The sequence below is a fragment of the Pseudovibrio sp. Ad46 genome, assembly GCF_001623065.1.
GTDB lineage: Bacteria > Pseudomonadota > Alphaproteobacteria > Rhizobiales > Stappiaceae > Pseudovibrio.
The window spans coordinates 13,568-39,398 of sequence record NZ_LMCG01000004.1; the positions used below are offsets into that span (position 1 = coordinate 13,568).

The window sequence follows — 25,831 nt, forward strand, 5'->3', positions numbered from 1 at the left end:
CGCCAGACCTTCGGCGCCATCTATTCTTTTAAAGATGCATTCTTGTGTGAAGAGCCTCACTCAGAGGCCAACCGGTTTCATCAGGTTCCACTAGAGTTTCGGCGGATTACTGCCAGTTGTAACCAAAGGAGAACTGTCAAATCCTGCTCGGCTAACCACAGAACCTTTAATATTGCAAAGACAATTTGGGAAGCGCGAATAGTTATTCAGGTAAACACGGTACAATCAACAAAGCAAATGCGAGAGACGGTTCGCATTCGCAGATTTCCCTTGCTTTTAGCCCCATGGCCCTTTGGGCTTCCGAGGTTCATCACGACTGGGCTGGTCATTCCCACCACGTTGACCTGATTGGCGGGATGCTCCCCATGGGCCACTTGGACGACGTGTTTCACGCTGCGGCTGAGCTTGCGACGTCTCGCGCACGTTAAAATGACCACCACCGCCAGAACTACGTGTTTCAGTAAAGCCAGCTTCAGAAGCCATCTGACGAAGCGCCGCAATCCGGTTATCTGTGTTCGGATGTGTCGAGAACAGGTTGTCCATGTTCTGACCCGAAAGCGGATTGATGATGAACATATGCGCCGTTGCAGGGTTATGTTCTGCATCTTCATTCACAACCCGTGCCGCGCCACCAGCAATCTTATGCAAAGCGGAAGCAAGCCAAAGCGGGTTACCACAAATCTGCGCACCCATACGGTCAGCCGCATATTCGCGCGTTCTGGAAATCGCCATCTGAACCAAAGCCGCCGCCATTGGTGCAAGGATCATCATCAGGATAGACCCAATCAGACCAAGCGGATTGTTGCGGTTTCCGCCAAAGAAAAGCGCAAAGTTTGCCAGCATGGAGATCGCACCAGCGATCGTCGCAGTGATTGTCATGATCAGCGTGTCACGGTTTTTCACGTGCGCCAATTCGTGCGCCATCACGCCCGCAACTTCCTCTTTGGAAAGAGAGTTCAGAAGACCAGTCGTTGCTGCAACTGCCGCATTCTCAGGGTTTCGGCCTGTCGCAAACGCATTGGGCTGTGGGTTGTTGATCACATAAACCTTTGGCATCGGCAGCTCGGCACGCGCTGCCATGGTACGAACCATGCCATAAAGCTCCGGGGCCTGACGTTCATCCACTTCCTGCGCATGGTGCATGGACAGAACCATGCGATCCGAGTTCCAATAGGAGAAGATGTTCATGCCGCCGGCGATCAATAGAGCAATCAGCATGCCGGTTTGGCCGCCAAGCATGAAGCCAATACCCATAAACAAAGCGGTCATCGCCGCAAGCAGCATACCGGTCCGTACATAGTTCATGGTTTCAATGCTCCAATCTGTTCTTTTAGTTCGCCAATTCTACCGGTCATCCACCAATGAACGCAGTGCCCATTGCAAAATACAGGCTCTCGCGCCTATATCTAAGCCTACGCGATCATTGTGAAACTACCACTACCAGCTTAAGTGGTAGCTCCAAATGGCAAACGCAAGCTTACAACAGCGATAAGCAGCATCAGCCAACGGGGATTGAAATGGAAAAAGACAACAAATCAGCCGTCGAAAACTTTAAAACACAAGAAGTCGATACGACGGAGCAGATTGAAGAAGCGCCAAAAAAACGCCGGTTTGAAGACCTGCCCCCTGCCGCCCAACGTGCTTTAAAAGAAGCTGAAGAGCGCCGTGCAGAGATCGACACAGCCCAAAAAGAAATGCCGAAAGAGCTCAATGGCCGTGGTGGTTTGGACCCTGCCCGCTACAGCGATTGGGAAGTCAAAGGCATTACCAGCGATTTCTAGAACGTATTCCCGACTGGTTCCGGCTTCCTTATAAGACGACGCACGGAGCCGGCCCTCTAGAAAATCCTAAACCACCGGACGATCGCAAACAGTCCCACGCCGAAAATGATCAAAAGCCCGCTGACAATACTAAACGCAACAGGGTCATGACTGCCCGGGATGCCGCCGACATTAATACCCAGCAAACCAGTCACAAAGCTAAGCGGCAAAAACACAACGGCAATTGCCGCCATCATCAGCATGTAGCGATTGGTGTTCTCTGATCGTTTAAACATGATTTGATCGTGAACTATTTCTGCCCGTTCACGGATAGCATCCATCTCCTCGGCAATTCGAAGGGCCCGGTCACCCGCCTCACGAACGCGGCGTTTGTTGATCCGATTGACCCACTCAAACTTCTCAATCTCAAAATTCCTCAAGATGTCCAAATGCGCCAGCATGCTGCGCCTGACAATGGTTGCTAACCGACGAACCTGCGCAAGCTCGCTTTCCCAAGGGTGGTCTCCTGTCTCCAGCACCACATCCTCAAGATGGTCGATCCTATCCTGAAGCACCTCAACCATTTCTTCAGCACGTTCCGCAATCGCCAGCACCAATCGAGCCCAGAATTCTGCCGTGCTTTCTGGTGGCACACGGGTCTTGAACCCCTCAAGCAAACTTTGAAAAACATCCAGCGGATCGTGCCAGATGCAGATCATCCGCTTAGCATCCACCCAGATCTGGGCACATTCCATGTCGCCGCTTTCTTGTTTGGGCAACTCATTGAAAACGTTGATGGCAATAAACGCCCCTCTTGTGCGCACATGGCAATGCGGACGCACCTCTCGGGCTAAAAGATCATCAATATCGCTGTGTTCCAGCCCAACTTCTTCAAGAAACTCGCGGTTCTGAGCGGCAATCCGCTGCAAATAAGCCCAATAAAATTCGTCGGGCTCCAGCTCATAGTCACGCAACTGTTCTAACGTGAGTCTGCGCATGCCTTTTGACTTGGAAAAAACAATGACAAATGAGGAATCCAAATGAATATGGCTCGCCTCAATGTTTTCTGTGGTTTGTGCCATTTCGACAAATCTCGGCCCAAGTTCGATCCTAACTCAGCACACACATCAAAACCCACACTTCTAAAAAATCAGATGACAAACCCCAGAAGAGACACCTATTCAGCTTAGCGCACAGTAAATTGGTTAACAGCCAATTTACCAAAAAACACTAGAGTTTTGGTGCTCCGAGCATTTGTTGTAAATCATTCCTGCGAGAATTCTTGTGTCCACGAAAGAAATTGAGAAAAAATCTAGCGGAGGAAACCCGTTTCAGCGGCTGAATCAGCAGCTCGCTGGAATCGAACCGGGTCTTGATCCAATTGTTATGACGATCGGTGAACCGCGTCATGAGCCTCCAAGTTACGTCATTGAAGTACTTGAAGAAAATCAGAACGGCTTCCGCAAGTACCCAGCAATTCGTGGCACTGATGAATTCCGTGCAGCTGTTGGCAAATGGGTCAAAAACCGTTTTCAACTCTCTGATGTCTTCGATCCAGACAAAAGCGTTATTCCGCTCAACGGCTCTCGCGAAGGTCTTGTCTTTGGCTGTGTTTGCGCTCGCGACTATCTGAAGAAAGACGGTAAGCCGGCTGTTATTTTGCCGAACCCGTTTTACCAATCCTATGGTGCTGGCGCTCATATTGCGGGTGCTGACGAAATTCTTTTGCCAGAACCAGCAGACGGAGTTCTGCCAAATCTGGATGCCATCGATCCAGCTTTGCTCGACCGCACCGTCGCATTCTATTTCGCGTCCCCCGCCAACCCACAAGGCACCGTTGCGCCTATGGAATATTGGCAAAAGCTCATCAAGCTGGCACGCAAACACGACTTTCTGCTCTTTGCTGATGAGTGCTATTCTGAGATCTATCGCGACACGCCTCCAACAGGCATTTTGGAAGCAGCTGAAGCTCTTGATGGCACGCTGAAAAATGTCGTGACATTCAACTCACTGTCCAAACGCTCCAACCTCCCCGGCGCACGATGTGGCTTTGCTGCCGGAGATCCGGAGTTCATCCAGTTCTTCGCAGATTTCCGCAACGTTGCAGCACCACAGGTCCCAATGCCTGTGCAAGCGCTCGCCGTACGCGCGTTCGGTGACGAAGGACACGTGATCGAAAACCGCCGCCTCTACAATGAAAAGTATGACGCCGCTGAGGAAATGTTGTCTCCTCTGTTTGGCTCAGTACGCAAAGAAGGTGGTTTCTTCCTCTGGCTGGATGTATCCCGCTGGGGTTCAGGAACACAGATCGCTGAAAAGCTCTGGCGCGAAGTGGGCGTGAAGTCCCTCCCAGGAGCTTACATCGCCTCGGATATGCCGGACGGTTCCAACCCCGGTGATAAATACATCCGCCTCGCCCTCGTTGAATCTTTGGAAGTCAGCAAGGAAGCCTTCCGAAGAATTTTGGACTCTCTGGAGTAATTGAATGCGTCAGGCTGCTGCAATGCAACGACCAAAAGCAAGCTCTGTTTCACTGGCTGATACAGAGAGCCCGATCAAGCGCTTTATCAAAAGCAACATAATCGTCATTGGTGGCGCGGTGATACTCGTCATCGGTCTCTGTGTGGCGGCAGCCCTCGCAACATGGTCAACGGACGACCCAAGCTTGAATCACGCAACCAATGCGGAGATTCATAATGCACTGGGTCAGACTGGAGCCATTGTTGCAGACGTTCTGATGCAGACAATCGGGCTGGCAACAGCTGTCTTTCTAGTGCCCATCTTCATCTGGGGTTGGCGCCTGTCTCTCAAATACACATCCGGTGTCACCCGCAAACGCTTTCTGACCTGGCTTGTCGGAACCGTACTGTTTGCAGGTGGTCTGGCGGCCATTCCAATTCCATCAAGCTGGCCATTGCCAACAGGACTTGGCGGTTTCCTTGGCGACTGGATCTTCTCAGTTCCAACCGCAATCCTGCCAGAGCTCTCAACCGGCATGAGAACCCTGACCGGTGCTGTCGGCCTTGGTCTGCCTTCAATTGTGCTATTAGCTTACGCTGCTGGTCTCATCGGCAAAGACCCAACCCCGGCAGAGTTCAACGAAGACGAAGCCGTTGAAGATGAATACACTCCTCACGAAGCATTACCGTTTACGGAAGATTCTGAGGAAGACTATGACGGCGAAAACAACCGCTATTATGCAATCATTGGCGCGCTAAGCCACTGGAAGCTCATGGCAACCAGCGCAATCCAGCGCACGGTTTTCAAGCGCAAGCTGGTCACTGAGCAAAACTGGCAGGAAGAAGATTATGCAGCAGCTCCGCATGATCCAAACCAGCCTCAGCAACCTGAATACTACGAAGAAGAACAGCAAGACCAACAGGCAGATCAGCAGTGGGAAGAGCACGAAGCTGATGAGGACGAGCCCGCTGAAAAAGGCGGACTGGTTTCCCGTTTAAGACGCAAAGTAGCGGCCAAGCTTATGCCTGTCGAAGACGATGGCCTCAGCGATTACTATCAGCAGGAAGATCAGGCTGAGCGGTCAGATGTGCAGTTTGACCCACAACACGACAACACCCAACATTACGCTGCACAAAACGAGCACTATCCTGAAGAACAGTGGGAGCCAGTTCCTGCAGGTGAACCCGTTTATGATGAACAGGGATATGTGCTCGGACCAGATGAATACCATGAGGGCGAAGACCTTCATCTCGGCCCTCAGCCAGATGCACCGATCGGCATTGCAAGTCCTGATGAGCAAGAACCACCAATGCAGGCGGCGCCTCAACAACAGCCACCACGCCCTGCTCCGGGACGTTCTGTACCGCGCCCGTTTGCTCAGGAAAAGAGATCTACTGCAATTATCAAACAGCCACCGTTTGAATTGCCAAGCATTGAACTGCTCGCTGAGCCTCAAGCCGATGGCAAACAGCGTCTGAGTAAAGACGCGCTTGAGCAAAATGCCCGTATTCTGGAAGGTGTGCTGGGTGACTTTGGCGTCCGCGGCGAGATCATCGCAGTTCGTCCGGGACCTGTTGTAACGCTTTACGAACTGGAACCGGCACCGGGCATCAAATCTTCCCGCGTCATCGGACTGGCAGACGACATCGCCCGCTCCATGAGCGCGATCTCTGCACGTGTGGCAGTTATTCCGGGCAAAAACGCCATCGGTATCGAACTGCCGAACGCAAAGCGCGAGACCGTATACCTTCGCGAGCTTCTGGATTCTGAGGACTTTGACGCATCCAAAGCAAAGCTGGCTATGGCACTCGGCAAAACCATTAATGGTGAAGCCGTCATCGCCGACCTTGCCCGCATGCCTCACTTGCTCGTGGCTGGTACCACGGGCTCTGGTAAGTCCGTTTCCGTAAACACCATGATCCTCTCCTTGCTCTACAGGCTCACCCCTGAGCAGTGTAAGATGATCATGATCGATCCAAAGATGCTAGAACTGTCCATTTATGACGGCATCCCACACCTTCTCACCCCTGTTGTGACCGATCCGAACAAAGCTGTTGTCGCTTTGAAATGGACCGTTCGTGAGATGGAAGATCGCTACAAGAAAATGTCCAAGATGGGCGTGCGCAATATCGACGGGTACAACACCCGCATTGAGCAAGCCATGAAGAAGGGCGAAAGCTTCACCCGAACCGTTCAGACCGGCTTTGACAAAAACACTGGTGAGCCAATCTTCGAAGAAGAAGAACTGCCAATGGAGAAAATGCCGTACATCGTCGTGGTCGTCGATGAAATGGCTGATCTCATGATGGTGGCCGGTAAGGACATCGAAGGCGCAATCCAGCGTCTGGCTCAGATGGCCCGTGCAGCTGGTATCCACTTGATCATGGCAACCCAGCGCCCATCCGTGGACGTCATCACCGGTACCATTAAGGCCAACTTCCCAACCCGTATTTCGTTCCAGGTGACGTCTAAGATCGACAGTCGCACAATCCTTGGCGAAATGGGCGCAGAACAGCTGCTTGGTATGGGTGACATGCTTTACATGGCTGCTGGCGGTAGAACCCAACGTGTTCACGGCCCATTCGTCGCTGATGATGAGGTGGAAGACATCGTTTCACACCTCAAAGAGCAAGGAACACCAACTTATCTCTCTGACGTGACTGAAGACGCTGAGTCTGAAGGCGGTTACGACGCTCTGACCCAAGGCTCCGGCAACGCAACCAACGACCTGTTCGATCAGGCCGTTGCAATCGTCGCCAGAGACCGCAAAGCATCAACCTCCTACATTCAGCGCCGCCTCTCAATCGGCTACAACCGTGCAGCTTCTCTCATTGAGCGCATGGAGCAGGAAGGCATGATCAGCCCAGCGAACCATGCCGGTAAGCGCGAGATCCTGCTTCCAGAAAACGGCGAACAGTTCTGATACCTCTCTTACAGCAGTCTGCCTATAGCCAATCACGGGGAGACTGCTGTAAAACACTCCCGAAAAGTTGATCAGTCTTTTCGGAGATCTCTAGGCGAATTTATGGAATTTGAGGCATATGCCCCATCTTCGCCTTATGGTAACGATAGCCTTTCAGAATGAGGGTTCACAAATAACCGCAAGCTGGATTTAGAGAAGAGTTAATCAACTCGCCTTACGGTTGTTCTACGAGTTTTGACAGCGGAGTTATATTTATGATTGCATCTCAGGCGATCTCTTTTGGTAGGATTGGCAAAAGCCTCGCAATTGCGGCAGCGCTTTTTATTGGTTCTGTCCCACTGACTGCGGAACACTCCGCCGCTCAAACAGCCCAGCAGGCACAGCCAGTCGCGCTGACCAACGTGCAAGCCATTGACGCCGTTAGCAAGTATTTCAACTCTGTTCGCAACATGCACGGCAAGTTCGTGCAGTTTGGCCCAACCGGCGGGCGTGTAGAAGGCCAGTTCTTCATCAGCCGCCCGGGCAAAGTCCGCTTCTACTACAACAAGCCTTCTACACTCGACATCATTGCTGACGGCAGCATGGTTTCAGTGAAGGACCGTAAGTTGCAGACACAGGACATCTGGCCTCTTTCCCAGACACCGCTGCGCTTCCTGCTGGCTGATAAAATCGACCTCAAGACAGACGCCAATGTAACCAACGTGGTTGTTGAACCAGATCTCATCACAATCGCGATCGACGATAAAACCCGTTTCACATCTGGCCGCCTGACGCTGATCTTCGACGCAAGAAACTATAAGCTCAAGCAATGGACCGTACGCGACGCACAGGGTTATGACACGTCTGTTGCTATCTATGACGTGACTGAGAACGGCGCGACTAACCCGGATCTGTTCAAGATTGATTACATCGCAAATTCCCGTCAGCGACGCGGTAACAACTAGAGCACTGCTATAAAAACTAATGTATGAAGAGGAGTGCTTCGGCGCTCCTTTTTTATTAGCTTGAGAACTTGAATGCAGTTTATCCCTGTTTCGCCTGACCTGCCGAACCTCCCTCTTGCCCCACGCTTGCTTGCAGGGCTGTGTCAGGAGAAAGGCATCAAACTCGCTCTCGACAGCGAGTTCTTCTATTTCGGCTATATCGAACCAGGCGGCGGCAAACGTTTTCCCATCAAGGGCGGTGCTTTCGCACTCAATAGCTATGCTGCTGGAGAGGCTGCACGAGACAAGGATTTCTGCGGTCGCCTGCTACAGGACGCAGGTCTGCCCACCCCAAACTTCAAACTCATTCATTCAGACAAAGCCATCAGGCAACTCAGTACTGCCAACCCACATGTCGCCAAAAGCCTGAATACGCTCACAGGTGCCGGCGAGATCGCTCAGTCACTGGGTTATCCGGTTTTCATAAAACCCAATGAGGGCACTCAAGGCGTTGGCGTTCAGAAGATCTCTGAAGAGGTGGAACTCAACACCCACCTGACAAATGCCTTACGATCCAACGATCGCATGCTGGTACAGGAAGCTGTCTCAGGCCGTGACTACCGCGTGATTGTACTTGATGGAGCTATTCTGGCCATCATCGAACGGCGTCCTCTCGCCATCATCGGAGATGGCACCAACACCATTGCAGAACTACTGGCTGCAAAAATCAAAACCCTCACCACCCGCAGCGGCGGCTATAAGGTTGAAAACGACGACCCGCGCATCCTCAAAGCCATTCAGGAAGCTGGCTACAATCTGGCAACCACTCTCCATAACGGAGAATTCCTGCAGCTCCTCTCCAACGCCAACCTCTCAACCGGTGGTGAAGCAGTCGACGTCACCGACCTCGCGTCGCAAAGCTTCAAAGATCTGGCCGTGGAAGCTGCGCGTGTATGCGGCTTGCGCTATGCAGGCGTCGATATCCTTTGCGATGACCTCAGCAAAGACGACGCACCAGCAAACGTCTTGGAACTAAATGCAGGCCCCGGCCTCACCAACTTCTGGCAGGCTTCCCCAAACCATCATCATCGCATTAGAGCGGTCTATCGGGGTGTTTTAGAGGCCATGCTGGAAAGCGCTTAACGGCAGCCCAAAAGCAAAATGGCGGGAAATTCCCGCCACTTCCAACATCAATCAAAAACGTGTCTTACCAAGCGCCGAGCTTGGTCTCTGGCGTGTATTTCTCACCATCAACATGCTTGACCACAGCCTGACCACAAATGGTAAGGCCCTGAGTTGCGTCATAAGTCATGGTTGGAGAGCCCTGCAGTTCCCAACCTTTGTTGAGCGCTTCAGTGACGCGGTGACAAAACTTTGCAGAATCCGGTTCGGTGATGAGGCGGTAAAGGCGCATGTTTATTCCTTTAAATTCTTCTGGTGTGGGCGGGAACCTACCAGCCACACCTATCAGATACCAGAGGTTAAAACGTGCGCAGAGTTCAAATTTACGCGTTCACGTGCCGCTTGATAGCCTCAGCAATCGCAACCGTTTTGCGGCCAATATCTGCATGCAGACGCTCAACCATCTTGCCGTCAACCTGCACGGCGCCTTTGCTCTGGTTTTCTGGCAGCTCAAACTCGGCAATCATCTTCTTCGCCCACTCAACATCCGCCTTACTCGGCGCAAAGGCAGTGTTGCAAGGCCCAAGCTGCTTAGGATGGATCAGCGTCTTTCCATCCAGCCCCATCTCAGCGCCCTGCTTACATTCATCCGCAAAGCCCACAAGGTCAGAGAAGTTGTTGTAAACGCCATCCAGAATATTCCCACCACCAACACGCGCGATCGCCAGGAAGGTCATCAGCCAAGGCATCAAAACAGCACGACCCGGTAAGATTTGTGCACCACTCTCCTTGCTCAGATCATTCGTGCCAATGATGAACACATCCAGACGATTATGCGGGTCCTTAGCAGCCTCAGCAATTTCGGAGGCATTGAGGATCGCACCCGGCGTTTCAAGCATCGCCCAGATGCGAACACTGTCAGCACCCTGCTCTGTCAGATAATCAGCAACGGGCTTGATATCAGCGAGGCTTTCCACCTTCGGCAGAAGCACAGCATCCGGTTTGGCAGCAACAGCCGCTCTCAGGTCTTCCTGGCCCCAGGGGGTCTTCATCCCGTTGATACGAATAACAAGCTCACGATGCCCGTAACCGCCACCAGCGACAGCCTCACACACCTGGGTGCGCGCCATCTCTTTGGCATCAGGCGCAACAGCGTCTTCAAGGTCCAGCAGCAGCACATCTACATCCAGCCCTTTGGCCTTTTCCAGTGCCCGTGCGTTTGAACCTGGCATGTAAAGCGCACTACGACGCGGTCTGATATTATGAACTTGCTCTGAGCTAGACATGACACTTCCTGTTGCGTTGCAAAATCAGGCTGAGTTTAGAGACGTCAATCCGCCTTCACTACTCACCATTCGTGCTATTTGCGAGTTTTGAACCGTCAAACACTAGGTCTTTGGCCGCAATAATAGCATCGATGAAAATCAAGCCAGCCTCAGGAATTAGGCATCCCACAAAATTCCAAGCCCTATGAGACTTTCACACCTTGATTTTAAGGGATGTTTGGGGTCACTCTATAACGCAAAATCAAACGAAGGAACGGGAAGAGGTATAATGGCTGATCTTTCTTTTAGAGCCTTAAAACCCGGTGACGCGCCAGACTTGGCCCCTCTCATTGCAGAGAATGCGCAAGCTCTTAAGCGCGGCGCTCCACGTCGCCCGGACGAAGTCTTTTCCGAGCGCCTGCTCGAAGACAAGTCCATCGAAATCATTGGTGCATTCGAAGGCAAGACACTGGTTGGCTTTGCCGCTTTCTTTGACATTCCAGACCTGATCTCTGGCCTGCGCATTGGCCAGTTGGATGATATCTACGTCGTACAGAACCACCGCCATACCGGCATTGGTCGCACTCTCGTGGAAGAAATCTCCAGGATCGGTAAAGAACGTGACTGGCTTCACGTCCGCTGGCTGGTGCCAAACAAAAACAAGGTCGACAACAGCCTCTTTGAAAATCTGGCAGAACCAGACGACAAAGACAGCTTCATCGTCCCGATTGACCGTCTGGCTCTCGCATAAACCAAAAGCGGCTCTTACGAGCCGCTTTCTTTTATGATCAGCTGAGGCACAGGCCCCAGATCAAAGAACGCGATACGAGCACGCCCATTCTCTATGGTCACTGGGATCTTGAGCGTCGGCACGCCATTTACTGCACTTCCCTGCCCAATACTCATCGCAGTCTTTTGCAGCGATTCAAGCATCTTGGAGCCTTGTGGGAACAATGGTCGCAGCACATCCTCCAGCTGATGAATACCAGTGATCACCAGTGGCAGCGTTCCATTCAAACGCCCCTGACGGTCAATCACCAGATCACCACCCGTGTTGACGGAAAACTCACCGCTTTTCAGCTGCAAGCTGGAGAGGTTGACCTTTAATTCTTCATCAACCATCAAATCAGCAATATTCCGAACTTTGCCGTCCAGAAGCTTCGAGCCCTCCGGCAACTGAATAACAAGGCTGATATCCAGCGGCACATCATCAGACACTTTACCTGCTGTCAGGCCATTGACCTGCACAGCCAGATCAAGCGCGTCCTCATTGCCTTCAACGCGGCGCATATGCGCTTCTGTCCGCTCAGCATTCAGCTCAACAGACTGCTCGCCAATGGTGTAAGTCAGCTTCGGCTCTTTAAAGACCGCGTCAATTTTGGCAGGCTTACTGTTTTCAGCCACCACGCTCGCCTGAGCCGTTTTCCAATGCGCAGAGTATGCAGGCCCCTGCTGGCCAAAGTTTGCCTCAGCAGGACCAGTCGCCTCAAAGATCACATGGGTCGGGTTATAAGCCAGCGCTACACCACGTAACTCATTGATAAAATACCACTCTCCGTTCTTATCCATGCGGAACGGGGTACAGGTCAATTCAAATCGGAACGGATAACCGCCAAGTTGCTGGTCACCACATTCAAGACTTCCGCCGTCTGCTTCAGCAACCTTCACACCGTTGCGAATAACGTCAGAAACAATACCGCGCCCAACTGCCCAATAGGCGGACCACCCGCCAATAATCAAGGCGACAAGGATCGCCAAAACGAAATACGCCGACTTTCTTGGAGGCCGGGATACTTTTGGTTCAGTCATCTACTCTCCGTTACCCTCACACAGTGCTGTGAGTTGCATGCTGATTACGAGCCTGATAGGCGTGTCACTCAAAGAATTCTACGAGAAAATAGTTATGCGAGATTTATGGATATTTGGCTACGGCTCACTAATTTGGCGCCCTGGCTTTACTTTCGAGCAAGCAGTCCCCGCAATCTTGCATGGCGTTCATAGATCTCTCTGCGTGTATTCATGGGTTCATCGCGGGACTCAAGACAACCCTGGACTGGTATTTGGGCTGGATAAAGGCGGTGCTTGCATCGGCATGGCATTCAGGGTCTCACCAGAAAACTGGCAGCACACACTTGGGTATCTCCGCGAGCGTGAACAGCAAACCATGGTGTATCTGGAAACACACCGCCGTGTCCGTTTGCTGGACGAGGAAGGCACCAAAGTTCGTGCAGTCACATTCGTTGCAGACCAGAAACACGAGCAATATGCAGGTGCGTTACCGCTAAAAGACCAATTGCAGATTGTAAAGGGGGCTGTGGGTCAGTCTGGCGCAAATCCGGAGTATGTACTCAACACTCACGCGCATATGAAGGAAATGGGTATTAAAGACCAGAACGTAGAATGGCTGGCACGACAACTCTCGATATAGCTTCAGGTTTCGACTACTCGTCTTCCTGCTTGATATAAGAAAAGATCCCCGTACGCAGATCATTGTGAGCGCGATCCCTCTCCGCGCTGTCTTCTGCCAGAAGATGTACGTATGCACCCTGCGAAGGTTTCAGCGCAGGCATTGGGGTCTTTTCATTCGACATACCCAAAAACCCGAGCCAGACAACGGCTTCGCTCTTCTTGTCTGTGATCAGAACAAGGTTCTCCGCATAGTCAGAAACCTCTTCCGGAGAGATCCGGGTAAAGAGGTAACGATGCCCGGATGCCCCAGACCAGTATTTAAACTGGCTGCCAGCACCTAGCTCCTCTGACACGCGTGGAGACCTGCCACTTGGCAAGCGATCATCAAACAATGAGTACTGCAACGCACTCTCCTGATTTCTCCTGCTATTTCCCATAGTACTTTATAGAACAAACTGCGAACATGTTACAAGTTAAGCCAGAGCATTGTCAAAAAAAGAAGCCGCCTTTAAGGCAAAGGCGACCTTCTTCCTTTGAAACATCTGATTTCCACGCAAAATCTTTATTTTTTCTTATATTCTGCCTGAAGTACACGAGCTTCTTTGATGATAATGTTATCCGGCGTATCTTTTTCTGCTTCATCCAGCAAACGGTCAGAGGCAGTCTCGATCCGTTCCTGCAAAAGCTTGAAGAATTCCTCCGGTGGCAAGCCTGGCTGAATAGGCTCAAGGATCTCTGCTTTGATCGTGCCAGGGAAACGGAAGAACCGGCGACGCGGCCAATAAACACCTGAGTTAAGAGCAATCGGAACAATCGGGCAGTTCAGCGTTTTATAAAGGTGCACGATACCATATTTGTATTGTGGCTCAGCACCAGCAGGACGGCGTGTTCCTTCAGGGTAGATGATGATATTGCGATTTTCCGCAATTGCCTCAGCGGCCCGTCTACCCATGGCAGCAAGGGCCTTACCCTTTTTACCACGATCAACAGGGATCTGGCGGAACTTCATCAGATACCATCCGAAGAACGGCACCCAGCGCAGCTCACGCTTCAAAATAAACGTTGGCTGGCGATAATACTCAGCAAGCGCAAATGTTTCCCATGCAGACTGGTGCTTGGAAACAATGACACAGCCGGTATCTGGCAGGTTTTCGATGCCTGTGATCTCAGATTTTACACCACCAACCCAACGCAACAGAAACTTCTCTACACGGCCCCAGAATGGCAGCAGCCACCAGCAATGCCGGACAGGAAGCACAAACAAAAACATACATGCGATCATAATGATCAGGGTGCTGATGTAAAAAAGCACGTTAAAAAGAACGGAACGCAGGACGAGCATAGGACCTTCACAACCATTTCCACCTGACACTATGCCAAGGTGAATTCAGATTTCATCTTACGAAATTAAGAGGAGTGTCTTACAGGGAATACAGCGTCCAGCTCAACTCGCAGCCGAACGAGGATATACTTCACATATTCGCGTAGGAGAAGCTTTGTTATCGAAGAACTTTCATACCAATGCTCTAAATCCAGCTCTTTATGGTAGACAGGACTTGGGTAAAGCTCAGCATCCGGCAGGCGAACTTGCAATTCGGCCAATGCTCTAGGCATGTGATAGGCACTGGTAACGACCAACAGTGAGCTGAACTGATTTTTTCGCACCCAGTTGGCAGTTTCCTCGGCATTCCCGATGGTATTGAGCGCTTTTCGGTCCAGATCAACGCAGCAATCAAACAACCACATGCGTTTGGAATTAAGCCGCGCGATCTGCTTTGCACTGGTTGATGGATGAACGCCTGAGATCAAAAGACGCTTCGCGCTTCCCACTTCCAGAAGATCCAGACTTTGCGAAATCCGGTCTCGACCACCCGTCAAAACAACAATGCCATCAGCATGTTTGGGTACAACGGCCTGCACAGAGGGCTGCAAAACTTCCACAAACCACAAGAAGCCAGCTGCAAAAACGACAGAGCAAATCAGAAACAACAAAAAGAAAAAACGGACACTGCGCCGGACAAACGACTTCCGGCCAGGGCGTTTATCAACGCTGGCTGGTACCGGCTCTTGCTCACCGGTTGCTTTAAATTTAGCCGCTGTGTCGCGCGTATTCAAAGAATGCTCCATGATGTCGCTACAATGCTTATAGCCACAAACCTGAACGAATATTTTCCTGACTACATATCAGAACTGGCGAAAATGGAAAGAAAACGACACTTAATCCATATTTGCCAAATGTCTGTGGACAGCCAGACGAGACGTCAGGGCGGTCAAGACCGCAACAAGCACCACAACAGCAACAATTCCAACATACCCAATCGCACTCACCTGCACCGCCCCAAACAAGGCCTGCACCTGATTTCCACTGACGGAAGTGATGTCCGAGCTCCCAAAGAAGCCCATAACCAGAAAGCTCAGTGCGGCAATCGTACCGCCAATGACCCCGCCTTTAAGCCCTAACACCAGGAAGTGACGCTGAAACTCGGAGGCAATAAAACTAACTTCCGCGCCAACAAAGTGCAGCACCTCAACCACATCCTTGTTACCGGACATGGCAGCCTGCGTCGCAAAAATGACGGAGAGCACCATGGAAAACAGAACGAGCACCAGAATACCAAAACCCACAAGCACAGCTGTGTTCGCCATAGCTGAAAGCTGACGGTTCCAGACACGGTGATCATCCACCGACGCTGCACGAATATCCTGCTCAATCTGAGCCTTCATATCTGCCAGATTAAGTAGCTCAGGATCATCTATCTCCACCAGAACAAGACGCGGAACCGGAAGCTCTTCCAGTTCAAGCCCCTCCCCAAGCCAGGGCTGAAGCAATCCCTTGGTTTCTTCATCAGAAAGAGCGCGCGCGTCTCCAACACCGGGAAACTCGCGAACAAGAGCCAGCGTGCGATCAATCTCCTGCAGCATGTTCACGCCATCCGCAGGACGGATCTGCACAGTGACCTCGCGCACCAGATCATTGGTCCAGTCATTCGCCGCATCATTGACGATGGCCACAAACCCAACGGTCAGGCAGGCCAGAAAACTCATGATCGCCACAACAAGCATCAGGGCCTGACCGGAGATCGCCTGCGGCGGAACAATCGGGGCAGGTCTTTCTTTAAGCTTGAACCGTAACCCGGAAGGTTTCGCACCCGCCGCTTTTTTGACCGGGCGACCACCCTTGCCTTTTGGCGGTCCTTTCCGCGGCTTGCCAGGCCTTTTTTGTCCAGCTGGCGCACGTTTTGGCACGGACTTTGGGCCAGACATTGGCGGTTCTCTTCTTTGCTGAGTATCAGTCATGAACAGCCAACCGCCCGTCGTTGAGGATAAGATGCCGAGCTTCCACCTGTTCCAGCAAATGAAAATCGTGGGTTGCGATCACGACTGAGGTGCCGAGCCGGTTCAACTCAATGAACAAACGCAGCAAACGGCGAGCAAGCGGAGGATCCACGTTACCTGTCGGCTCATCTGCGAGCAAAACTTCAGGCCGTGTGATCAACGCCCGCGCAATAGCAGCACGCTGCTTTTCACCACCGGAAAGAACAGGCGGCAGCACATGCATACGATCACCAAGTCCCACCCATTTCAGCAAATCAATCACATCAGGACGGTACTCTGCCTCGGATTTCCCCGCAACACGATGCGGCAGAGCCACGTTCTCGTAGGTGGTCAGGTGATCCAGCAACCGGAAATCCTGAAACACCACGCCAATCCGGCGGCGCATAGATGGCAGCTCAGCCTTTGCGATCTTGGTGGTGTCTTTGCCAAAAACAGAAATCAACCCACGAGTGGGGCGCATAGAAAGGAATAACAGGCGCAGCAAACTGGTTTTGCCCGCACCTGAAGGACCAGTGAGAAACTGAAAAGATTGCGGCTCAATGGAAAAGGTCAAATCCCGAAGTACTTCAGTGCCCATGCCATACCGAAGTCCCACATTCTCAAAGCGTATCACCGAAAATTCCCCTAGCAGACGTGAGGTTTCGCCTTATCAGAAAAATGAGGCCAAACTCGTGCAAATCACTCTAAAAAATAATTTTCTCGCGTTCAATTTTTGACTGAACTTACCCCTGCAAATTTATGCGAGCCTGTTCCTTTGGATATCCCTCGAATAAATTAACACTTCATTAAGGATATAGAGGTCCTCATACTTCAGATAGTATAAATTCTAGTCACTCAACCTGACGTGAAGCCCCAGTATTTAGGCTAGTCAAAGCCTACGCAGTTGAGTACTTGTGAGTATATTGCATATTTGGTGGCTCTGAGACGTGTTCCCGACAGCCTCCTTCGGCTCTCGAAGACGAATACGCTAGAAAATGAAGGATTTAAGCGGCTTGTCCATTCCTTTTAAAGGCCGACCGCTTTTGGACCACGCTCGATGAAAATTATCTGCCCTCAATGTAATACTGCCTACGAGATTCCAACGGACAAAATTGGAGAGACTGGCCGCAAAGTAAAATGCGCCAGCTGCAATCATATCTGGCAGGTTACACCAGAGGTAGAGGACGATTGGGCTGCTGCACTCGATGCTGAGCCCGAAGTACACAACAATTCAACACCCGATGACGACCGCAAAGAGCCCTCGTTCTCCGAAAGCTTGGATGAAAGCGATTGGGCTGGTCTCGGCGATAAAGCAGATCGTCACGAAGCATTTTCAGAAGAAGACCTTGTAGGAAAACCCAAGGAAGAACCTTCAGATTCAAGCGGTTCTATGGGCAAGGACACCGGCACTCAGTCAAGTGACAAGGCCGGCAACTCCTATGAGGCATCAGAAGAACCAACGGGTTCTGAAGAGGATAAACCCGACGATAAAAAGAAATCTGAAGGCGCCTCTCAAAAGTCCAACCGAAGATCTAGAAAAAAAACCAAGTCATCCCGCAAATCAGGTGTTATAAGCGCGAAAGGCCTGCTGGGCGCAAGTCTTCTTGCTGCTTCACTCGCACTCTGTTTTTCAGCTGTGCACTACCGTGAATCAATCGTAAGAACCTTCCCCGATTTGGCTGGTCTTTACCAGTTGGCTGGTATGACCGTAAATCTGCGTGGTCTTGTATTTAAGGATCTGAGAACATTCCGTGAGGTGGACGACGGTTCCGTCGTGCTTGTTGTGGAAGGTTCTGTAGAAAATATTACAAGAAGCGAGACGTATATTCCGGCGATTAAGCTGGCGTTGCGCTCACTGGACACGCAAGAGATACACTCCTGGATTGTTGAGCCAAGAGAAGACTGGCTTGCACCAGGTGATAAAACCCGGTTCAGAGCTCGGCTAAACAATCCGCCAGAGCGAGCCGCCGACATTCAATTGCGCTTTGTTGAGCGCCAAAAGAAAAGAGCGAGCATTAGATGACCGGTAACCCGGAAATCCGCGTGCTGTTTGATGAAGAAGCAATCGCGGCACGCGTAAAAGCCGTCGCAGAAGCTATCTCACAGGACAAGCCTCACAATCTCCTCGTAGTAGCGGTCTTGAAAGGAAGCTTCATTTTTGCAGCTGACCTTGCCCGTGCTTTGCACAGAGCAGGTTCCGTTCCGGAAATGGAATTTTTACACCTTTCAAGTTATGGAAGTGGAACGGTGTCGTCAGGAGAGGTAAAAGTCCTCCGCGATATCGAAAGCGACGTGACCGGAAGAGACGTCATCTTGGTCGATGATATTCTTGAATCCGGCCGCACTCTGAAGTTTGCACGCGACATGATCGCCGAACGTGGAGCCAAGTCTGTCCGGATTGCTGCACTCCTGGACAAACCGAACCACAGAAAAGCCGATGTTAAATCGGATTATACGGGCTTTGATTGTCCGGATAAATTCGTCGTCGGCTACGGCATGGACATGGGGCATGCATGGAGACAGTTGCCATTCATCGGCTACGTGCCGCAGGAAGGTGACGACTAACTAGGGGGGCTATAATGGCTCACATACTTCTGACGGAAGACGATGATGCGGTCCGCGCCTTTGTAAAACGTGCATTGGAGCTGGACGGGCACAAAGTGACCGCCGTAGAAGATGGCGCCGAAGCCGCTCTTGTACTGCTGCAACAGCAGGGCAGGTTTGACCTTCTGCTCTCCGACATCAGAATGCCGGAGATGGATGGTATCGAACTTGCGATGCAAAGTAGCGCTCGCTATCCGGGCCTGCCAATCCTTTTGATGACCGGTTACGCAGACCAGCGTGAACGCTCTGAAGAAGTCGGTAAATGCGTGAAGGACGTTCTGACAAAACCATTTTCACTGGTGGAAGTCAGAAAAGCCGTCACCACTGCCTTGGCAGAGGAAGAAGAAGGCTCTCAGCAAACCGCGTTTGCTTAAAGCCCTTCCCCAATAAAGTTTCAAGAAACGCGATCCCTCCTCCGAGCGGTCGCGTTTTGTTTTTTCAGTCTCAAGCGCCAAACCTAAATCCAACACGCTGTACAAAATCGGGGTTTCCTGATCTTCTATGCGCATATTTCATTGTTGGTTTTGAGTGAGCTTTCCCATGGAACAAGAGACTTCTGTCCTTCAACAAGCAATGATGCGTTTGGAAGACCCGACAGCGCCCCTTCCTCCTGTAGCAAAGTATTATGCAGCCAGCCGAATATATTCAGCGGTAGAAAGCTGTTTCGCGCATTGGGAAAACATCCCGGAAACCAGCAACGCAGATCTCTACTTTCGCTATCTAGGTGCATTGGAAGACGTCGAAGATCGCCGTGGCTTCCTGCTTGCAACGCAGAGCTATCTGGCTCGCCTTGAGAACGCACATACCCACTTCATTGATTTCACGCTCTTGCAAAACTCAGGCTTTGGGTTCTGGGCACGCCCCCTACCCGTAGCAGCCTCAAAACGTGCTTGGGCGGTTTGTGGTTCAACCCGCACAGACATCAAAACCGGAGACGTCATTGAGCAGGTCAATGACCTTCCTGCTAATGAGTTCTTTGCGAGGTACACAAAGCTTGTCAGCGCCTCAAAGCCAGAAGCGGCAGAACGCAACCTGCTGCTATTCAATAGCTTTCTTTTGCCAAACCAACTCAACATCACTCTTCACGACGGGCAAAGCCTGCAGACCACCCGCGCAGGACACAAGCATCCGCTTTCATATCTCAAAGCATTTGAACTCGACACGTCGGGAAAGCATCCACGCCTGATCATCCGCAGCTTCTCAAAACCAGAGTACGAGGAACAAGCTCTCGCCTTCCTAAGCCAGATTGACAACCAGTCCCCACTCATCCTTGACTTACGTGGCAATGGCGGCGGCAACACACCCATGAAGCTCATGAAAAAACTCTGCCTGGAGCCGATCGCAATCTGGATGGAACGAACACCTCAGATCACCGGACTGGAGAAAGCTGAACAAGACGTGGCTGCATGGCAAAACGGAGAACTCTCCGCACATCACACCCAGCCCAACGCTGAAACAACGCCCATGCATCTCCTCACAAACGGCGAGACCTTCCCGGCCAGTGCCACACCGTTTCGAGGAAAGCTGATTATTCTGATTGATATTGGCAGCGGCTCAGCAACCGAAGATCTCTTGATACCTCTAAAACATTTCGGACGCGCAACAATCGTTGGAGAAGCGTCCGCGGGCTCAACTGGACAACCCTATTTTGAGGCACCTCTGCCAAAAACACAGCTCACAATCTCAGCAAAGCGTACTGATTTTCCAGATGGGACAAGGTTCGAAGGAGTTGGGATACATCCGGATTATCCGGTTATGCCAACACCAGAAGACATCCGCCAAGGCAACGACCCCGCCCTCACACTTGCACAGCAACTGCTCAGACAAGCCGTGACCAGCTAAGCCAATCTCTAACGCCCTCATCCAGCTTCAGTTTCGCAGCCGGTGCCTGCGGACCTTTAATCAGCTGCCTTATCAGACGGGCGCTTTTCATAAAATTCCAGCGTGTGCAGGCTCATATCAGCATATTCAAAAAGCATGTTACGGGAGAACCCACGCCGGATCAGAACATAAAGCCCCTCAAGGATCATCACATAGAAGATCAGAAGCTTCTCAATATCATCAGGGTCTTTGAGTTCACTCTTCAGATCCATGAATTTCAGGCGGAAATGCTTCACACCCTCCTGATAATACATCGCAAACTTCGCCAGCAGCTCCTCGTCAAACAACGCCATATTGTCGAGCACACAAAACTTATCACCGTGCTTGCTTTCACGATGACCGACACAGATATCGATGAACTCATATAGCACCGCTTCGATAGCCGAATGCAGATTGGAGTGCAGCGAAATGGTGCTTTTCAGTTCTGCAAAAATGCTGTTGAGCCACCACAGCAAAACCGCAGCGCAGAAGTCCTGCTTAGTCGTGAAGTGTTCTTCCACATACGCCCGATGCGGTCCACAGGCCTCATAGAAGTCCTCCATGGAACAGGCTTGCAGACCTTTAAGCACAAACACCCTGATGCAGTCATCCATCACCTCTTCGATGATGTGTGACAGAACTTCAGGTTTGTTTGGGTCTGTCTGGCTCATGGCGAAAGTATAGGAGCTAAAGCGGGCACGACAATGAAGGAGCCGCCAAATGGCAAAGAAAACTGGAAGGACCGACATCGCGATCAATCTAGTTTTCTAACTCTTCATTAAAGCATCCTGAAACCGCTGATCAGTAGCGCTTCATCAACCGTTCCAGATACTCCAGCTCAAGCTGCGGGCGGTCAGGATCGGAAAGCCGGCGACGCAGCTCTTCCAGAATACGCCGCGCGCGCTGAACCTCAATCTCATCAGGCACTTTCACCTGACTGCCAAACTCCGGCCCTTCAACACGGCGCATACGGCCAAGCGGGTCCTCGTTCAGCGGAGAGTTGGTTGCTTGCCCTTGCCCACCAGCCTGTCCGGCCAGTTGCTCTGCAAGCTGCTGAGCGCCTTTACGCAAGGATTCCAGGGCCTGACTCTGCTCAGACACAGCTTCATCTGCCTGTTGCGCTCCAAGTGCGTCACCAGCATCCTCCATGGAGTTACCAGCACTATCTAAATCCTTGCTCGGCTTGGCGCCATTGTTTGCCATGCTGTCGAGCAGCTTCTGCAGGTCGTCAGAAAGATTGCGCTGCTGCTTCTGCAACTCGCGGAAGGCCTGCTGCGCCTCCTCATTGCTCATCTCACCACCCTGACCACGCTTATCCTGCTGGTCATTGCGCTGGCCGGGACGGCGCTGCTGGCTGTCCGGATCAAACTGGTGCGTTTCATCCATCAGGTTGCGCTGCTTCTGGATCATCTCGCCAAGATCTTCCAGGGCCTGCAACATCTCTTGTTGCTGCTGGCTTGGCGCTTGCTGTTGCTGCTGCGCGTTCTGCATGTTCTCCAGCATCTGCTGCATCTGCGCCAACAACTCACGGGCAGCCTCCAAAGAACCGGTTTTCGCCAACTCTTCCATGCGGCGCAGCATGTCATCCAGATCCCGAGGGGTAATCTGCTGAGAATTCTCATCCATCGGCATTTGGCCAAGTTGCTGAGGGTTCTCGCGCATCTGCTGGGCCATGGATTTCAGATAATCATCCAGTGCCTTGCGCAGATCGCTCATCAACTCAGCAATCTCCTGCTCCGAAGCCCCCTGCTCCAATGCCCTCCGCAAAGCCTCCTGCGCCTCACGCAAAGCCCGCTCGGCAGCAGATAAACCACCATCCTCAATCGTCAGTGCCACGTTCCACAATACGTCCAGCATGTCTGTCAGCTGCTCATCCGTATTGGCTGCAACCAACTCGGCATAAGCAAAGCGCAACGGCAGATAAGATCCTGCATCATCGATGAACCGCTCCGGCGCAATCATCAGCATATCCAGCGCATCCACCACCTGCGGATAGCTCTCAACGTTCATTGCGAGATTACGGCGCTGCTCAACAACAGCCCGCGCCAAAGGTTTATTGAATCGGCGCTCCGGAAGCTGGATATAAACGGGCTGCGAGCGCCCCTCTTGCTCCGCCTCATCACGAGCAACAAGCACAAGAGCCACCTCAGAACCTGCCCATGGATGAGCCGTCAAATCCTGAAAGGTCTGCCCGACAGCCATTTTGGAATCTTTGGGCGGCAAGCTCAGGTTAAACCGTGGCGCCTCCACCAGAGATCGGCCTTGTTTATCCTCATCCCCGCGCTGAACCTGCTCCATAATAGCCTCAGCAGAAACCACGCGGTAATCATCCTGCACCAGATAAGTCAGCTTGAGACTGCCTGAAAGCTGCTCTTCCGGATCATCAAACAAACGAATGCGCGGCGGCAAGTCAGGGCGAATAGCAATCTTCCAGGAATATTTCGGAGAGTCATTTTGAAGAATTTGCAAGCGTCCGCTTGAGTTCAACGGAAAGCGCCATTCGGTTGTTTTCAGCTCCGCAGAGCTTTCACCAGCTCCCGGCTGCACACGTTCCGGTTCCAAAACCTCTTGTCCACGGCGCGAGAAATAAACAACGGAGAACTCACCTGTGCCCTGCGCCCGCACTAGCACCTCACTGCCACTGGCAATCGAGAGCGCATCTCGAGAATCCCGCAGTTGATTGGCATCCCCGCTGAGGAAAACAGGAGCCTCACCCGTGTAAGCTGGTGGAGTAACCCACGCATCAATGCGAGCAGGTAAAACACTTCCCACACCCTGAGACTGGAACGGTGCCAAAAGGCTAGACCACCGGTTCGCATCCGAAACGGAATACCCCACCACAAGCAACATAACCGCGAAAACACGCAGGGCATAAGGATCTTTGGCAAACCCACGCGGATTAACCCCGCCAACACGCAGGTTTTTAAGCCGCTCTCGCAACCGCTTTTGATGCGCAGACCAAAGCGCAAGCGCCTCTTCGTCATCCATCCCGGTCGCCTGCTCATCTTTGTAAGAGAGCAAAGGTCGGTGCGGCAGATCACTGGCAAGCTCAACCTTGCGCAGCCCCTCCGCTTCATCAGGAAGCTTCAGGCGTAAAAGCGGGTAGCAACTCCAAATAAAAACAGCGAGAAACAGGATTGATCCCACCGCAGAGCCATAGAACCCAAGCAGCTGCCACAGCCCTAAAAAACTAACGGCAACATACAGGCAAGCCACGATAAGCGGCACCTGAATGGCAGGCCAAAACCGCTCCCAAAACAAATAAAGCTGCGCTTTAAAAGCCAGCCTTTTCAATCGATAGGATAATCTTTGAGAAAACAGGTACTGCCACAGGCCAAATAGCCCGGCCCCTTCGCCATAACGCGTCTTATGCTCTCGCAATTCACTTGCAGAAGCTATGGCATTCTTTAGGTTTTTATTGCCGCCATTCTCATTCTGATGGGTCACAAAGGCCTCGCTAATCGCCGCCTACTTTTTCTTTTGAGCATACGGCGATTAACGTAGATCAGCAATCTGGCAAACCTAAGGGGCTTTCAAACAGAGTTAAGCCTTTTCAACCCAGTTCGGCACAACGTCTTGATTTAGTAACTCATCGTAGCTCGGACGCTGACGGATGATCGCAAACTTGTCGCCATCAACCAACACTTCAGGCACCAGAAGACGCGTGTTGTAAGTGCCGGATTGGGTCGCGCCATAAGCACCAGCAGAGTAGACAGCCAGCAGGTCGCCTTCCTCAAACTTCGGCATTTCACGGTCGCGGGCCAAATAATCACCGGTTTCACAAACTGGCCCAACAATGTCCGCCATCATCTGCTCACCGTTCTGACGCTCTTCGCTCACCGCACCAATGTCATGGTGAGCTTCATAAAGAGTTGGGCGGATCAGATCGTTCATCGCAGCATCCACGATGACGAAGTTCTTCGCTTCACCTTCTTTACGATAAATCGTTTCGGTAACGAGAATACCTGCATTTCCGGCAATCAAGCGGCCCGGTTCGGTAATCAGCGTCACGCCAAGGCGCTCAATGTGTTTACGAACAACCTTCGCATACTCAGTCGGCAGTGGCGCTTCAATTCCGCTTCCGTAAGGAATGCCAAGACCGCCACCCACATCAAGGTGGTCAATCTCAATGCCGTCTTCCTTCAGCATGCCAATCAGCACACCAAGGCGTTCCAAAGCGTCATCAAAAGGCCCAAGCTCAGTGATCTGAGAGCCGATATGCATATCCATGCCGGTCACTTTCAGGCCCGGCAGCTGCGCAGCTTCATTGTAAACTGCGCGTGCACGGTCCCAGGCAATACCAAACTTGTTCGCGGCCAGACCTGTAGAGATTTTAGCGTGGGTCTTTGCATCCACATCCGGGTTGATGCGCAGAGAAATCGGCGCAGTCTTACCCATCTCGGAAGCAACGGCAGAAAGCCGCTTCAGCTCAGGCTCGGATTCCACATTGAAGCACAGGATGCCAGCATCCAGCGCAAAACGCATTTCCTGACGGGTTTTGCCAACGCCGGAGAACACAATCTTGTTTGCAGGAATGCCCGCTTTCAGTGCACGGCGCAGTTCCCCTTCAGAAACAACATCCGCACCAGCGCCAAGTTTCGCCAACACCGTCAAAATAGCGATGTTGGAGTTCGCCTTCATTGCATAACAGGTCAGATGATCAATTCCATCAAACGCCCCGTCAAAAACCTTGAAGTGACGTTCAAATGTCGCGCGGGAATAGCAGTAAAATGGTGTTCCAACTTCCGCTGCAATTTCGCTCAGCGCAACATCTTCAGCGTGCAGCACGCCATCCTTAAACTCAAAGTAATGCAATGTAGGTCCTCTACGCTGGCTCTGCCCCGGTGGGCTTAGCGAACCAGTCTAAAAATTGAAGTCGGGATCATCCTCATCCGCACCAATCAACGGATCCAGAAACAGACTTTCGTCCTTATCTCCAGGGGTCTCTGGTACAGGAGCATCGTTCAGGGGTGGCGGTGCACCATCTGCAGTCGCCCGAGCTTGGCTTGGCGTTTCCAAACTGCCTTTACGCCCACAAGCGGAAACACTCAGACCGAGTGCAACAATTGTGAGGCCAATCAAAAGCTTGGAACTACGGCTTTTTGTAATGTCTTTCATGCCTTGCGAGCTCATGTTTTCTCTGCTCCAATCTGGATGATCTTACCAAACCAGAAATTTGACCTAAGGACT

25 protein-coding genes are annotated in these 25,831 nt (G+C 51.8%); 11 read left to right on the forward strand and 14 right to left on the reverse strand.

Annotated features, from left to right (window positions below; genetic code table 11):
- Window positions 1-276 precede the first annotated feature (276 nt).
- Window positions 277-1,305, reverse strand: coding sequence for a zinc metalloprotease HtpX (gene htpX, locus PsAD46_RS01120; protein WP_063291263.1), 1,029 nt, complete (start codon window positions 1,303-1,305; stop codon window positions 277-279).
- 212 nt (window positions 1,306-1,517) lie between these two features.
- On the opposite strand from htpX, the gene PsAD46_RS01125 reads away from it, so the two are divergent.
- On the forward strand, window positions 1,518-1,781 hold the full coding sequence (locus PsAD46_RS01125; RefSeq protein WP_063286174.1) for a DUF1674 domain-containing protein: 264 nt from the start codon (window positions 1,518-1,520) through the stop codon (window positions 1,779-1,781).
- Window positions 1,782-1,837: 56 nt separating this feature from the next.
- Here PsAD46_RS01125 and PsAD46_RS01130 read toward each other — a convergent pair whose 3' ends face one another.
- On the reverse strand, window positions 1,838-2,842 hold the full coding sequence (locus PsAD46_RS01130) for a CorA family divalent cation transporter (RefSeq protein WP_063291262.1): 1,005 nt from the start codon (window positions 2,840-2,842) through the stop codon (window positions 1,838-1,840).
- Window positions 2,843-3,044: 202 nt separating this feature from the next.
- Here PsAD46_RS01130 and PsAD46_RS01135 point away from each other — a divergent pair, with 202 nt between their 5' ends.
- The 4 genes from PsAD46_RS01135 (at window position 3,045) to PsAD46_RS01150 (ending at window position 9,209) form a co-directional block, all read left to right on the forward strand.
- Window positions 3,045-4,241 carry an aminotransferase class I/II-fold pyridoxal phosphate-dependent enzyme gene (locus PsAD46_RS01135; RefSeq protein WP_063291261.1) on the forward strand — a complete coding sequence of 399 codons (1,197 nt, stop codon included), beginning with the start codon at window positions 3,045-3,047 and terminating at the stop codon, window positions 4,239-4,241.
- Window positions 4,242-4,245: 4 nt separating this feature from the next.
- Window positions 4,246-7,143, forward strand: a complete 2,898-nt coding sequence (locus tag PsAD46_RS01140) for a DNA translocase FtsK (protein WP_063291260.1) — start codon at window positions 4,246-4,248, stop codon at window positions 7,141-7,143.
- Between the two features lie 254 nt (window positions 7,144-7,397).
- On the forward strand, window positions 7,398-8,087 hold the full coding sequence (locus PsAD46_RS01145) for an outer-membrane lipoprotein carrier protein LolA (protein ID WP_057464662.1): 690 nt from the start codon (window positions 7,398-7,400) through the stop codon (window positions 8,085-8,087).
- A 72-nt stretch (window positions 8,088-8,159) separates the two neighbouring features.
- Window positions 8,160-9,209: a cyanophycin synthetase gene (locus PsAD46_RS01150; protein WP_063305975.1), complete on the forward strand. Its 1,050-nt coding sequence runs from the start codon at window positions 8,160-8,162 to the stop codon at window positions 9,207-9,209.
- A gap of 64 nt (window positions 9,210-9,273) precedes the next feature.
- On the opposite strand, the gene PsAD46_RS01155 is transcribed toward PsAD46_RS01150, so the two are convergent.
- Together PsAD46_RS01155 and PsAD46_RS01160 are read right to left on the reverse strand one after the other, a co-directional pair.
- Window positions 9,274-9,480, reverse strand: coding sequence for a DUF1737 domain-containing protein (locus tag PsAD46_RS01155; protein WP_057464660.1), 207 nt, complete (start codon window positions 9,478-9,480; stop codon window positions 9,274-9,276).
- 91 nt (window positions 9,481-9,571) lie between these two features.
- The gene (locus PsAD46_RS01160) at window positions 9,572-10,474 is read right to left on the reverse strand and encodes a CoA ester lyase (protein ID WP_057464659.1); all 903 of its coding nucleotides are present in this window, start codon (window positions 10,472-10,474) and stop codon (window positions 9,572-9,574) included.
- 268 nt (window positions 10,475-10,742) lie between these two features.
- Here PsAD46_RS01160 and PsAD46_RS01165 point away from each other — a divergent pair, with 268 nt between their 5' ends.
- Window positions 10,743-11,204 carry a GNAT family N-acetyltransferase gene (locus tag PsAD46_RS01165; RefSeq protein ID WP_063305976.1) on the forward strand — a complete coding sequence of 154 codons (462 nt, stop codon included), beginning with the start codon at window positions 10,743-10,745 and terminating at the stop codon, window positions 11,202-11,204.
- Between the two features lie 14 nt (window positions 11,205-11,218).
- Here PsAD46_RS01165 and PsAD46_RS01170 read toward each other — a convergent pair whose 3' ends face one another.
- Complete coding sequence (locus PsAD46_RS01170) at window positions 11,219-12,262, reverse strand: DUF2125 domain-containing protein (protein WP_057464657.1); 1,044 nt, start codon at window positions 12,260-12,262, stop codon at window positions 11,219-11,221.
- Window positions 12,263-12,356: 94 nt separating this feature from the next.
- Between PsAD46_RS01170 and PsAD46_RS27510 the strand changes: the two genes are divergently transcribed.
- Window positions 12,357-12,881 (forward strand): gamma-glutamylcyclotransferase, encoded by a 525-nt coding sequence (locus PsAD46_RS27510; RefSeq protein ID WP_082597033.1) that lies wholly within the window; start codon window positions 12,357-12,359, stop codon window positions 12,879-12,881.
- A 13-nt stretch (window positions 12,882-12,894) separates the two neighbouring features.
- Here the strand turns inward: PsAD46_RS27510 and PsAD46_RS01180 are convergent, their stop codons facing one another.
- From PsAD46_RS01180 to ftsE, 5 genes are all read right to left on the reverse strand, one after another.
- The gene (locus PsAD46_RS01180; RefSeq protein ID WP_208980588.1) at window positions 12,895-13,266 is read right to left on the reverse strand and encodes a hypothetical protein; all 372 of its coding nucleotides are present in this window, start codon (window positions 13,264-13,266) and stop codon (window positions 12,895-12,897) included.
- A gap of 158 nt (window positions 13,267-13,424) precedes the next feature.
- Window positions 13,425-14,132, reverse strand: coding sequence for a lysophospholipid acyltransferase family protein (locus tag PsAD46_RS01185; protein WP_208981608.1), 708 nt, complete (start codon window positions 14,130-14,132; stop codon window positions 13,425-13,427).
- Window positions 14,133-14,269: 137 nt separating this feature from the next.
- Window positions 14,270-14,977, reverse strand: a complete 708-nt coding sequence (locus PsAD46_RS01190; protein WP_208981609.1) for an ElyC/SanA/YdcF family protein — start codon at window positions 14,975-14,977, stop codon at window positions 14,270-14,272.
- A gap of 102 nt (window positions 14,978-15,079) precedes the next feature.
- Window positions 15,080-16,126, reverse strand: coding sequence for an ABC transporter permease (locus tag PsAD46_RS01195; protein ID WP_063291255.1), 1,047 nt, complete (start codon window positions 16,124-16,126; stop codon window positions 15,080-15,082).
- 25 nt (window positions 16,127-16,151) lie between these two features.
- Entirely contained in the window at window positions 16,152-16,811 is a 660-nt protein-coding gene (gene ftsE / locus PsAD46_RS01200) for a cell division ATP-binding protein FtsE (protein ID WP_057464653.1), read from the reverse strand.
- Between the two features lie 423 nt (window positions 16,812-17,234).
- On the opposite strand from ftsE, the gene PsAD46_RS01205 reads away from it, so the two are divergent.
- From PsAD46_RS01205 to PsAD46_RS01220, 4 genes are all read left to right on the forward strand, one after another.
- A complete protein-coding gene (locus tag PsAD46_RS01205) occupies window positions 17,235-18,200 on the forward strand; it encodes a zinc-ribbon domain-containing protein (protein WP_063305978.1) in 966 nt (321 codons plus the stop codon).
- Complete coding sequence (gene hpt / locus PsAD46_RS01210) at window positions 18,197-18,742, forward strand: hypoxanthine phosphoribosyltransferase (protein WP_057464651.1); 546 nt, start codon at window positions 18,197-18,199, stop codon at window positions 18,740-18,742. Before PsAD46_RS01205 ends, hpt begins: the two co-directional genes overlap by 4 nt.
- 14 nt (window positions 18,743-18,756) lie before the next feature.
- Complete coding sequence (locus PsAD46_RS01215) at window positions 18,757-19,155, forward strand: response regulator (protein WP_057464650.1); 399 nt, start codon at window positions 18,757-18,759, stop codon at window positions 19,153-19,155.
- 166 nt (window positions 19,156-19,321) lie between these two features.
- Complete coding sequence (locus PsAD46_RS01220) at window positions 19,322-20,623, forward strand: S41 family peptidase (RefSeq protein ID WP_063305979.1); 1,302 nt, start codon at window positions 19,322-19,324, stop codon at window positions 20,621-20,623.
- A gap of 56 nt (window positions 20,624-20,679) precedes the next feature.
- On the opposite strand, the gene PsAD46_RS01225 is transcribed toward PsAD46_RS01220, so the two are convergent.
- The 4 genes from PsAD46_RS01225 to PsAD46_RS01240 all read right to left on the reverse strand — a co-directional run bounded on the left by PsAD46_RS01225 (window position 20,680) and on the right by PsAD46_RS01240 (window position 25,774).
- A complete protein-coding gene (locus tag PsAD46_RS01225; protein WP_057464717.1) occupies window positions 20,680-21,312 on the reverse strand; it encodes a TetR/AcrR family transcriptional regulator in 633 nt (210 codons plus the stop codon).
- Between the two features lie 130 nt (window positions 21,313-21,442).
- Window positions 21,443-24,088 carry a TIGR02302 family protein gene (locus PsAD46_RS01230; protein WP_063305980.1) on the reverse strand — a complete coding sequence of 882 codons (2,646 nt, stop codon included), beginning with the start codon at window positions 24,086-24,088 and terminating at the stop codon, window positions 21,443-21,445.
- A 96-nt stretch (window positions 24,089-24,184) separates the two neighbouring features.
- On the reverse strand, window positions 24,185-25,456 hold the full coding sequence (gene lysA, locus PsAD46_RS01235; RefSeq protein WP_063305981.1) for a diaminopimelate decarboxylase: 1,272 nt from the start codon (window positions 25,454-25,456) through the stop codon (window positions 24,185-24,187).
- Window positions 25,457-25,504: 48 nt separating this feature from the next.
- The gene (locus PsAD46_RS01240; protein ID WP_063305982.1) at window positions 25,505-25,774 is read right to left on the reverse strand and encodes a lipoprotein; all 270 of its coding nucleotides are present in this window, start codon (window positions 25,772-25,774) and stop codon (window positions 25,505-25,507) included.
- Window positions 25,775-25,831 lie beyond the last annotated feature (57 nt).